Raw genomic sequence first — 11,638 nt, 5'->3', positions numbered from 1 at the left:
ACCGCCCGCGAGTTTTTCTTATGCTTTAGAAAACCTTATGGCTTTTGGGTTGAAAAATGTGCAAAATGCTCAAATAAAAAGGTCGTCTCCCTCTTCCACGATGGTCCCGTGCTGGCCTTCGCGCCGTACACGTTCGCGAATGAAATTAAAGCTTCCGGATACGGCGTCAAAATAAAATTTAATCCGCACCTTTGTCGGTCTGCCGCCGCTCACACCCCAGCCTATCGCAAGCTCCTGTTCAGCCCGCGCCAGGCAGGAGAGAAACCAGTCTTCGGGAACCGGATCCCCCGGTGTGATATCCATTATGTTTTCGACAAGCATCCGGTGCAGGTGTCCGGACGGATAATTGGCAGCCAGCAGATACCCCAGAACCGACAGGAGGACGGTGTTTGCCTGATAGTCAACGTAGTGGTACAGTTCCAGTAATTCTTCGGCTGTAAGAGCATCGTATACATCGCATACCGGATAATAGGTATCGTCTTCTTTTTTCTTGAGCACGCCGATGTCTTCAAGATAGCGAAGGTAGCTCAACACGGCTGTTCTTTCGACAGGCTCAATATGTTCGACCCGATCCTGCTTCCTGCGTTTCCAGTTTTCTTCGTCGGTCTTTTGGTCGATCGCCGCCATAAAATCCTCGATGGTGGAGCCTGGCTCTTCAAACAGGTTCGAAATGACCTGAAGAAGGCGGCTTTTTTCTTTGGTGCGCAGCATTTTGAGACGGTAGAGAAAAAGAAGAGAGTTGCCGGTGGATTCATAGTGCCGGTGTTTGAGTGAGAAGGAGAGGCGCCGGCCGCGGTTGGCCACAAAGGTACCGGGTGCGGTCTGTTCGCTCATATCGCGCAGTTCCCGGATGGCTTTGTCTAGGGTGTGCGGCGAGATGCCGAGCAGCACGGCGAGTTTCTGGCGGTCATAGGCGCTTCCATCGAGAAAGAGCGCGCGCAGCAGCTCCTGAAATTTTTTGAAGTCTTCTTTTGCCATGGTGTTTTTCTCCCGCTTTTTTCTCTTATTATACTGCGTTTCCTAATTGTGGTAAGAGTCGATATAGTGAAGAAGAAAAAGAGGAAGCGGGATGATTTTGAGAGAATTTGTATACTAGAGGGAAAATGCTTACTGTGCAGCGGAGAATGTGTCGTCGGTCATCGGTCGTGCAAAAAAGGCGGGGGATCGACGACAGGGAAAAGGCAGGAATAGCAAGGCATTGCGATTTTTTTCTTGAAAATGGAAGCGAGGTGTGGCATGCTGGAAGTGCTGGTATGATGCTGCTTCGGTGGGTTTGTAGAATACCTATAAGGAATTGAAATTTCCTGTTTTTTAGCCTTGCAAAAAGTCAATTCTGCAAGTTTGTAGAATACCTATAAGGAATTGAAATTTGCTTTTCAGGCTTCAATAGATGCAATTCTTCTTCGGTTTGTAGAATACCTATAAGGAATTGAAATTCCACCATTGGAATGGAAGTGACGACAAGGCTATTTAGTTTGTAGAATACCTATAAGGAATTGAAATTGATTTGTACCCATACCGGCGACGCTACGACAAAATCCGTTTGTAGAATACCTATAAGGAATTGAAATTCAAGCATGACGCCGAATTTTTCGCCCGTTTGCTCCGTTTGTAGAATACCTATAAGGAATTGAAATTCATTGGCCTTTCTCCATTAGGCGCCGGATTCATACCGGTTTGTAGAATACCTATAAGGAATTGAAATGCAAGAATCGTTCGCTGAGAAACGATACCTGTGCTGTTGTTTGTAGAATACCTATAAGGAATTGAAATATGATGATGCAACGCGCTTCCAGATCGCCTAACTCTCTCGTTTGTAGAATACCTATAAGGAATTGAAATTGGGTTTTCTAACATAGGAGGGAAAGAAGGAGAAAAGTTTGTAGAATACCTATAAGGAATTGAAATATTATCCACCTCCACATTCGTACCACCCTGGAAGTTGTTTGTAGAATACCTATAAGGAATTGAAATGATGATTGATAGCTGCTGCACCTGCTGCTCTAACGGTTTGTAGAATACCTATAAGGAATTGAAATACGAGCTATTTGTCGCCACGATTTTCCCTCCTGATTGTTTGTAGAATACCTATAAGGAATTGAAATGCTTGTGCAGTTGCTACCTTTTTTTGTATTTTTAAACCTCGTTTGTAGAATACCTATAAGGAATTGAAATGATTTCGTTGGTGACGGTCTGGTTATTGCAGAAAAGTTTGTAGAATACCTATAAGGAATTGAAATTGAAGACTACAATGGAAAACCTGCCATTCGATTGGATGTTTGTAGAATACCTATAAGGAATTGAAATTGGGGCGCAAATTCAGCTAATGTATCCAGAATGGTTTGTTTGTAGAATACCTATAAGGAATTGAAATCGGAATGCTCGACGTAAAACGCATCCGAAACAGGCGACGTTTGTAGAATACCTATAAGGAATTGAAATTGATATCATCCTGGATATTCTTCGCAAAAATGAGCGTTTGTAGAATACCTATAAGGAATTGAAATTATGAAAAACCAATGAGGTGAGTCACTTGCCCACCAGGTTTGTAGAATACCTATAAGGAATTGAAATATTAAATACTCAGATATAATACGCATAGACTCTTTACAGTTTGTAGAATACCTATAAGGAATTGAAATTGTACACAGTCTTGTTGATTGGGACAACAATCCATGTTTGTAGAATACCTATAAGGAATTGAAACGGAAATTTGGTGTGAGAGGTCGGGGGCTAATCACCCCCTCCTACTCGATTTTTCCTCCAAAGCCGTCGTACTTATTTTTTCCATAAGCCCCGTATACTAAGAGCATCAGGAAAACACAGGAGAGGAAAAGGGAGGAATGAGGATGTATCAGCTGCTGCTTTGCATTCATGTGTGTACGGTGATTATCGGACTTGGCCCGACGTTTCTGTTCCCACTTTTGCTGAAGCTGCCGAAGACTCCGGATACGATTCAGTATACCGGGAAGGTCCTGGGCGGCATCGGCAGGATGGCAAAGGTCTTCGATTACATCCTGCTTGTGTCGGGGCTTTTGATTGTCTGGAAGCCGGCGCTCCCGTTTTTGAGCTTTTAACAGTATAGAGGAGGTGAGAGGATATGGGATTTGCTCCGGATAAGAAAAGCATGCTTTTCTGGATATGAGTTGCATGCTTTTTCTAATTATTCAATATGTACCTGGCCCATTCCCATCGTCGTTTTATATCCGATACCGGCATATCCGGCAAAAAGACTGAGAGCGGCAACCTGGATTCGAGTATAAGTGGCAATATCTTTTGGTATCAGGTATACAACTTTTCCCTTAAAACCAATAACTTTATAATCGGAAAACCTTAGCATTTCTGTTTTTAACAGGCTTCCGAAAACAAGTTCTGGGAGTGGAAACAGCTGTTGTTGCCTCTGTCTGCGAAAACTGGTCGGAGTTAGAAAGGTAATATTCCATTTTCGCTGTTCGATTTTATGAATGGCCTGTTCCATTATCCCGGCATAAGAAATAGGTGTATCCAGCGGATGGATGTTATCAACTCTTACCGTAGCATTATTAAGAAAAAAGCTTTTTCCTTTTATACATTCACTTAACGCCTGCAAAGCTTCAAAAGCCTGGGTATCAAGAGAATGGACTCTAAAGCGGTACAGACTTCCTTTCTCCAATTGCAACTGTCCGGCGTGTTTTATAATTGGTCCTGTGGACTCAAGTGATGTAATCACAAATGAACGTTTTCCGACATCATGGATGCTCGTTGCGGTAGAAGGGTTCCATTCTTTAAGCCATGAAAATAGAGCACCGTGTAGTTTCTCTACCACGCTACCGATTACATGTCCGCTCTCCATACAGACAATTTCAAACTCAAAGCGCTGTAACACGATGAAGTACCTCCTTCTTATAAATGAAAAAAGCATGCCCTGCAAGCAGAAATGGCATGCTTTGTAAACAGGTGAATTATTAGTCGCAGAGCTGTTTAAGAAGCTCAAACATCGGTTGGTTGATTTTATGATAAACATTTTTCTCCGATGAGAAGTCGTCCTCTGTAACTTCAGGAAAAATAAAACAAATAATTTCCCGCATAACACTAGATAGGGCAGATTCCAGGTCGTCAATAGAGGACATAGGCAGCCCATTTTTTTTAAAAGCGTTAAATATATCCTCTTTTGATACACTGGAGAATCCATGAGCCATAATAGAGTAATTTCGTTTACTGGACAGGCTATCGAACAGTTTAATTTTATCTAGAATAGGTTTAAAGGCCGTCTCTCCTTTCTGGATATAAAATTCGATAATTGCTGTGGTTGCCAGCCTGGTAAAGTCAGCAGAAACATCAATAGGAATAATTTCTTTTTTCTTTTTATAATTCTGCAGAAAGCGCATAAGATCTGGGTTACTCTGTAGCCACGTTTCATCAAGCTTTCTTCCGTCTTCTTTTGTTTCAACAGGCAAGCGGTATAGCAATTGCTTCAACGATTCCTCTTGAAAGCGGAAAAGACGGCCGCAAAAGTCAATAAACTGCCCTTTTTTATAAAGCATGAATGCATTCCAGTACAGCTCTTTCATAGCGTTCATTATCTCTTTTTTTTGCATCTTTTTTTCTTTCAGATTTTCCACTATTTCTTCAATTTCATCACTTAATCTCCGAACTCCCTCTCTGATATGAGCATTTGTATTTCCGGGAGAGAAACCATCGACTGCATCAATAGCTGATTGGAAATCAAATGACTGACGGTAGTGCGCATAACGAAGCAGCTGGAGGAGAGATCGAGTAATCCGTGGGTTGTCAAACTCTTCTTTTTTATGTTCAAGATACTCAATCGCACTGTAGTATTCATAAATTTCAATACTCTCCCGCAGATTTTTAACATATTCTTCCTTTAATAAGATATTTCCTATATCAAGTGTATCCGGGTTTTTACTTCCATGAGGCAGATAAATAAATTTTGCTTTATTTGAAAATTGCTTTAATCCATGCATAAACATCATATTATTCATTGCCGGAGTGCCACCGGTAAGTGAATAATAAAAGATTTCCGTCATTCCTTTGTCTTTTGTATGAATTCTGGCCAGTTCCTGACTGTAAAAGTGAAACATAGTATCCATGCTTGAAGGATTGGAAGAAATAGTTACAACGGCAGGCTTTTTTCCGGCAAGCTGTTCATAAAACTTTCCCCACTCTCTTTTAAGTTGAGGATTATTTTTCATATTGTTTATTATATTTTCCACATGCTTTTGAAAGAGCATTGCCACATAGTATGTATCTTTCGAAAAAGTGGGTTCCTGTTTGGTAGTAAATATAATAATTTTACTCAGCAAAGCCTCTTTTTTGTTTTTCAGGTAAGAAAGAAGAGGCTCGAGAATGGGAAATTCAATGACATTTTTATAGTCCTCGTAATGTTCGTAAATATATTTACTGTATTCATAGTAACGCGATTTTCGCGGATTTGGATCTTCGTCTTGTCCTCTTAGAAAACCTTCTACGATTTCTCCGTTTATTTCAATTTGCTCTTTTAATCTTACATCATGATTACCAACATTAGCGATTAAAGCAGCGAGATGGGGCATTAGAATTCTCTCCTTTTTTTATTCATTCTGCCCACTGTGGAAGTTTCAGCGGGAGTGTAAGTACATACCCGTACTGCAGGACGGATGAGTAAGCAGGCGAGATATTCTCTATCATCTGTCCATAGAAGGGACGCGGATTCTTTGTTTTAAAAACAGCGCCAGGTAAAATACGGGAAAGTGGATGTTTAAATGGTGACCCTTCCAGTCCGTAGCTGGATCCCAGTTTTCCGTACTTTGTTTCCAACTTATACCACCCATCAATCGGATCGCATGGTGCGGGGACACCATGGCTAAGCCAGACAACCGCGTCGGATTCATCAGCATGTATATCAAGGTCTTCGCGCCGCTGTTTCTTCTTAATAGTAAATTGTCCGTAGCCGATTGAACGCTTTTTACCGTATCCGGTCAATGAGACGATATGAAGGAGATGATGAAATTCTTCAATTTTTTCTTTGTTCTGTCCCCGGACAAAGATTGACAGCAGATTTTCCTGACCGTTTCTTTTCTCCTTTTGAGTTAAGAATGTATCCTGTATTTCATATAGCCCATTTTTTTGCAGTGAGGTTCCGGTTAGCCGATCAATAATATTATGTGTCATGATGCGAGTGTCAAAAGAACCGACTGCCGTGCAAAGGGGTTCTGTGGGATCAAGTTCTTTTCCATGGAGAAGCAGTTTGAAGTTCACTTCTGATAGATAACGTTCCTTTTTTAATCTTTTGCCGAGTTTTGCCTGGTTAATTTTCTCTCTTTTGTTTGTCAGGGATTTAAAAGGGGGAGGCATAAGGGGGCGGGGAAATGCGCCCTTATGCCAGCCATCTGAAAGAACAAAAGGAGGATTTCCATTCTTAAACAAATTCAACCAGGAGAGAAGCTTATCTTCCCCGTACGCTTCACGATACGTCCAGGCCAGGTGGCCAAACAGTGAGTCAGCCTGCCACGGAGTTAAAAAAGGACTTTCCAGGGAAAGTTCAAACTCCCATAGCTCCATATCATCTCTTCCTTTCTATAGGCTCTAGTTTTCTGAATTTGTTTCTTCCTTAATAAGCTGATTAACGCTATGCTCGGTTACTTTTACATTATGGAATGTAACCTTTCCATATCCACGGCTGCCGGAGCCTCCCAGATAGTCGTGCTCAAGAAGTTTCAATCCCTGCTTTACAAAATTAATCAGGTCAGTTTTGTTGTCCTGATCGTAGATTTTAAGCATCATTTCCACCTTGAATTCAGCGCCTGCCGGCACACGTTCATTCGGTCGTGGATTTGCGCTGTTATTCTGGCGGTGAATCGTATTCTCGTGTTTAACCTCTGAGAAGTTCAATCCTTTTTCCCGCTGTGCTTCCTGCAGCCACTTATGAGAGGCGTCCGTTAAAACGGAGTCGCGCACGATAAGGCGGGCAGGCCCGATAATTGTTGTTCCCGGTGTAATTGTTCGTTTCGGATTTGCGGGATAGCCAAAGGTTGTACACACTTTACATCCCACCATACCGCATTCACACGGCTTCCCATTATTGGACGTGTTACGTACCAGCTTTCTTTCTCTGTTGTTCCAGGCAGAGTAGAAACGGCCATTTACTCCCTCTAGTAAAGAGCGCATTTTCCCTTTCAGAGATGAGCCTGGAATATACGGTTCTCCCGTAATAGGGTGACGCAGAATTGGATTATCCAGTCCGCCGATTTCAATGGTATCGTTTGAGCCACCGATTCGGAGCCCGGTCTCACAGCGCAAAGTCGCCGTAATTTCAATAATGTGTTTTAATAACATAGCTAAAATTCCTCCTCCGGCCTGCTTCGCCTATTATTTTTTTCGCGGGAAATAAGCCACGACACTTTGAAAATGTTCGAGAAATGTTTTAAAGTGTTTCCGGCTTTTTTCGGCTTCGTTAAGATTTTGTTCCATAAAAATAACGAATTCTCGCGGGACCGATGTCTGCTCACGATTGGCATCATAGTTTACTTTTGGACGAAGCGGATAAAGATAGTGTTTATTCGCCTCAAAGCTGCTATCATCCTGGAAATAGTTTTCAAGTGCCCGCACCTGCTGGAAAAACTTGCGCAGCGCCCCTGCTGTCATTTTTTGTTCATCCAAAATTTTGGCTACGGATTTTGCCCAATCAATGTAAATTTCCCGGCGCGGTTTTTCGTTTCCATCAAAATATCCTTCCTCAAGATAGGTGTTAATGTCCATTTTTATCCCCTCCTCTGTCGTAACGGTACAACTGTGCTAGTTCGATGATGGTACGCATATAATTCCATAGCCACTGCACCTGTGGGTCATGAATATTTGTTAAGCGGTTTGCCCATTCAATCGTATCATTATTTGATTCGCCTTTTGCCGCTTCGATGAGGTTTCGCTGAATGGTATAGGCAAGCAGAGGAATAAACATTAATGCCTCTGTCTTTTTCTCCCTTTCGTAGGCTTCATACATTCTGTAATAGGTTAGTAATTTGTAAATGAACGAGGATTTAATTTTATCTTCCTGCCACCATGCAGCCAGCTGTCGGGCAATCTGCGTAATTTTTTGGAAATCATTCCAATCCATTGATGTGCGCCGTATGGTAACCTGATTACGTCCTTTTGCCTGATCTCCCTTTTTTTTCACCCGTATATAGTTCGCTGTTTCTTTTGCGTGTTCAAGTGAATTTTCTACTTCCCTGGTGGCATGAGGGATCGCAACTTTTGGTTTTACAATGCTAATGCCGGCAGATAGAGTAACATTTGGATTGTGACCGACAAAGGCTTCGAATTTTTCTTGAATGTCATGTGCAGCGTCGATGATTTGACTCCATGGTCCGACAAGAAAGAGATCGTCCCCGCCCGAGAAAACAGTATAGGTTTTGGTAAACGTTTCTTTTAACCAGAGATTAATTCCGCCGGAAAAGAAACGTTCAAGCATACGACTCAGCGTGGCGATTTGAGAAAGAGAGTAAGATGCATCTTCTTTATCGGATAAGAGACCAAATGAAAGAAGCAGGCCAAGGTTATCAACATCCGCCTTAAAATAGGCCAGCATTTCTTTTCCTTCAGACGTGTGAGCCAGACAACTAAAGCTTAGCGGCATTCCTGGTTCTGATACAGCTTCTTCGTCTTCTTTGCAGTGAGGACAGCCGCTTTCCGGTGTTAGCGGCACATAATTTGCGACCCACCTTTGCTGTACAGGAAGAGAAAGGCCGGTTGGAATTCGCGCATCATTCCAGGTCTGAATGAGATATGTATTCTCCGGAATAGAAGTGAGTGATTCTTTCAAAGAGATTCCTATGCCGTCCAATACCTGAAACGCCCCTTCTCCCTTTTGGAAGAGAACAAAATGAGCCCGGGGTAGTTTGCGTCCAACTTCTTCATCGGTCGCACAGTGTGAACAGAATTCGCTATGCCCTTTTTTCTTCGGGTAGCGCCGGCAGCTCTCACAAAATTCAACTCCGTTTAGCGGCATCCTATGTACAAACTTTGCTGTATTCCAGTTGGAATTCTCTGCTGATTGAAGGATGCTGGAAAATCCTTTTCCTTTAAGATTTTGTAGCTGTTGATGCAAGGTAGAAATAGTAGAAGAGAAATCAGTTCGTAATTCAGACAGATGAACCGTGCATACCGCGCTATGTAAGGAGATAGAGCCATGATAACGACTGAACAGAGAGTCATTAATCTTTTCTTTCCATCTAGAAAGGTTCAATCCAGCAGGAAGTAAAGCATAGAAAATACCGCCTGCGGATAGCAGTAAATTACAGATTGGCATATCTGACTGCTCCAGCAGTTTATGAGCGGCGCATTCGCTAATAAGACCGAGAGAAAAACTGCGGGCTCGTAATCGCTTGGCTACTTTTCCTGCCCCGATATGAGAAATATCAAAAAGGTAAGACTGAATTCCTGAAACATCACCGAGGACAACCTGGAAGGAGTCTTCTTCTCCGCAGGCGATCGCGATAGCGGCCATTGTTTTTAAATGGTTGCTTAGCGAAACGGTGGCAAGTTTTTCACTGACAGGGATGCTTCCTGTATGCTCATCACACCAGGTGAGAAAGGATGTTAGACGGGCTTCACCACTTTCCGGAGCATTTCGAATAAATGATTGCCAGGCAATAGCAATAGTTTCCCAGTATTTACCGAGTGTGGATAAGTCCGGTGGTGATGCCTCCGGAAAAATCACTGGCTCATCCCACACGCGCGGAGCGTAATATTGATCATGTAAAGGAAGGCCAAAAATATCCAGACGGCTAAAAATGGAGATAAGAGGAGCAGGATTTTTATCTATCTCCTCATTTAGCGCAAGATACAGAGGAGTGAACTTCTCTTCTTTTTTCCATAAAGTTTGTATTGATTTGCCCCACTCCAGGCCTGAAAAGGTGCTTTTAATTTTTTCTGCTTGCTGTGGAGCATAGGTGTGAATTCTTCGGAACAGAGAGTAAGTAATAGCAGCCTCTGCAAATAAAATTCTTTCTTCTCTTAACACCGTTACTGTCACCTCCTGTTTTTCGTTTGCCTGGAAGTATGAATGCTTTACCTCCTGGTTAATATTGTTTGTATTTTTTAATTTTTCGACCTTAGTCGCATTATACCCTTCTATTTTCCTAAGAAATATGTAATAAAAGGTGAAAAGATGTCAACCTGAATCCGTGATGATAATGTCTTGACATCCCCTGCTTTTCGTTTTTGTACAGACATGTGAGTCAGGGGATGTCATTTTGCGAAAATGGGAAGCACAAAAAGCACCCTATATTTTTGTGTGTACAAGGGTGCCCGGTTTCTTTTGTTCATTCTTTTTCAATGGAGAAAGGCTTAATAGATACGTGTAAAACTAGGAAACCATGCACAGGTTCGCCCAAATCGCAAATAAAACTGTCGCGCATGCCGAACCACTTTAGAAGCAAGCGTAATCATCGTCTGGATCACGGTTCGAATTCGACGACGCTTTCCCCTTTTTCGTAACGGATGATCGTCTTCTTTCAAACTTTCCTGCCCGATAATGCGCAATAGATTATAGGCAAACAGCGCAAGATGAAGAACCAAATGATTCGTGGCAAACAAGCCTGAGGGAAGACGTTCGATGCCCAAATCCGTTTTGAGTTCACTACACCGACCGATGGAACTCATATAACCTTCCCTGTACCATTTCACATAACGATTCATTTGATCTTTTGCATTAAATCCGTTATTTTCGATCAAACTTTCTGCTAAGCAAAGCGCCATGGACGTATCATCGGTGTATTCTCCCTTTTGTAAATGAAATGACCCTCCTCCGATTATATCTGTAATCGGTTGAAACGATCCCGGTGGCTTAAATTCAAGGTTAACGCCAACGCAGTCGCCAATTGCTAACCCCAGCATACTTCCTTTATATCGTTCAATTGCCTGTATCATTACCCTGTTCACTCCTCTCAAGACATACCCCACTTTGGGCGAATATAATGAGGAATATGGAAAAATACAGATTGGCATATTCCTCATTACTTAATAACTCAACTTTCGCACATCAATAATCGGTCTATGTCGTTGATCTAATTGACATGATAATCGTTTCAGTTTGTTCCTTGACAAAACATATTTTGAAAGAAAAAACACCTCGTTCTGTGGTACAGTGAGATTGTCCAAAAATCACTACCACATAGAAGAGGTGTCTTCCATATGATAGAACAAAACAATCAACTGCCAAATGAACTGCACACAGTTTTTAAAGAGTTAGAAATTCTTAAACACTTGCGAAACGCCAATATCAAAAAGAATTTCGGGTTCACCTGTTCGTATTTGTTTCAGCTTGTGTTTTGTCTCATCTTCCATCATAAAAACTGGTGGCAGTTATTCCATTCTAAAAAATTCGATACGCTTCCGGCGAAGGATGCCGTGTCTCGCTTTTTAAACCATTCCAAGTTCGCTTGGCGCCGGTTTTTATTGACTTTCAGTGCGTCTGCCATTCAAAAAGTGAGCACGCTCACAGATGCCAAACGAGTCCGTGTGTTCATTGTTGACGATTCCATGTTCGATCGAAATCGCAGTAAGAAAGTGGAGCTTCTCGCGCGTTGTATTGATCACTCCTCTCTCAAAAAACGTTTCTACAAAGGCTTTCGTATGCTTACACTAGGCTGGTCGGATGGTC

9 protein-coding genes, 1 pseudogene and 1 CRISPR repeat array are annotated in these 11,638 nt (G+C 42.2%); of the genes and pseudogenes, 2 read left to right on the top strand and 8 right to left on the bottom strand.

The window, feature by feature from the left end; genetic code table 11:
• Positions 1-69 precede the first annotated feature (69 nt).
• Positions 70-978: a hypothetical protein gene (locus tag B2899_RS18085; RefSeq protein WP_286887578.1), complete on the bottom strand. Its 909-nt coding sequence runs from the start codon at positions 976-978 to the stop codon at positions 70-72.
• Between the two features lie 293 nt (positions 979-1,271).
• Positions 1,272-2,707: direct repeats of the CRISPR family, unit length 30 nt; unit sequence GTTTGTAGAATACCTATAAGGAATTGAAAT.
• 142 nt (positions 2,708-2,849) lie between these two features.
• Between B2899_RS18085 and B2899_RS18080 the strand changes: the two genes are divergently transcribed.
• Complete coding sequence (locus B2899_RS18080; RefSeq protein ID WP_286887577.1) at positions 2,850-3,077, top strand: hypothetical protein; 228 nt, start codon at positions 2,850-2,852, stop codon at positions 3,075-3,077.
• Positions 3,078-3,163: 86 nt separating this feature from the next.
• Here B2899_RS18080 and cas6 read toward each other — a convergent pair whose 3' ends face one another.
• The 7 genes from cas6 to B2899_RS18045 all read right to left on the bottom strand — a co-directional run bounded on the left by cas6 (position 3,164) and on the right by B2899_RS18045 (position 10,905).
• Positions 3,164-3,865, bottom strand: a complete 702-nt coding sequence (cas6, locus tag B2899_RS18075; RefSeq protein ID WP_286887575.1) for a CRISPR system precrRNA processing endoribonuclease RAMP protein Cas6 — start codon at positions 3,863-3,865, stop codon at positions 3,164-3,166.
• Between the two features lie 79 nt (positions 3,866-3,944).
• On the bottom strand, positions 3,945-5,552 hold the full coding sequence (locus B2899_RS18070) for a hypothetical protein (protein ID WP_286887574.1): 1,608 nt from the start codon (positions 5,550-5,552) through the stop codon (positions 3,945-3,947).
• Positions 5,553-5,574: 22 nt separating this feature from the next.
• Positions 5,575-6,540 carry a type III-A CRISPR-associated RAMP protein Csm4 gene (gene csm4, locus B2899_RS18065; protein WP_286887572.1) on the bottom strand — a complete coding sequence of 322 codons (966 nt, stop codon included), beginning with the start codon at positions 6,538-6,540 and terminating at the stop codon, positions 5,575-5,577.
• Positions 6,541-6,564: 24 nt separating this feature from the next.
• Positions 6,565-7,314 (bottom strand): type III-A CRISPR-associated RAMP protein Csm3, encoded by a 750-nt coding sequence (gene csm3 / locus B2899_RS18060; protein WP_286887570.1) that lies wholly within the window; start codon positions 7,312-7,314, stop codon positions 6,565-6,567.
• A gap of 33 nt (positions 7,315-7,347) precedes the next feature.
• Positions 7,348-7,737, bottom strand: a complete 390-nt coding sequence (csm2, locus tag B2899_RS18055) for a type III-A CRISPR-associated protein Csm2 (protein WP_286887568.1) — start codon at positions 7,735-7,737, stop codon at positions 7,348-7,350.
• Entirely contained in the window at positions 7,727-9,997 is a 2,271-nt protein-coding gene (cas10, locus tag B2899_RS18050) for a type III-A CRISPR-associated protein Cas10/Csm1 (protein WP_286887566.1), read from the bottom strand. Before cas10 ends, csm2 begins: the two co-directional genes overlap by 11 nt.
• 326 nt (positions 9,998-10,323) lie before the next feature.
• Complete coding sequence (locus B2899_RS18045) at positions 10,324-10,905, bottom strand: ADP-ribosylglycohydrolase family protein (RefSeq protein ID WP_349679059.1); 582 nt, start codon at positions 10,903-10,905, stop codon at positions 10,324-10,326.
• A 264-nt stretch (positions 10,906-11,169) separates the two neighbouring features.
• Here B2899_RS18045 and B2899_RS18040 point away from each other — a divergent pair.
• Positions 11,170-11,638, top strand: a pseudogene (locus B2899_RS18040) (IS4 family transposase); the annotation flags it as partial.

The organism is Aneurinibacillus sp. UBA3580, from assembly GCF_002375825.1.
GTDB classification, from domain to species: Bacteria; Bacillota; Bacilli; order Aneurinibacillales; family Aneurinibacillaceae; genus Aneurinibacillus; species Aneurinibacillus danicus.
The sequence above is the reverse complement of the archived record's forward strand: the minus strand, read 5'-3'. Positions and strand labels throughout refer to the sequence as shown.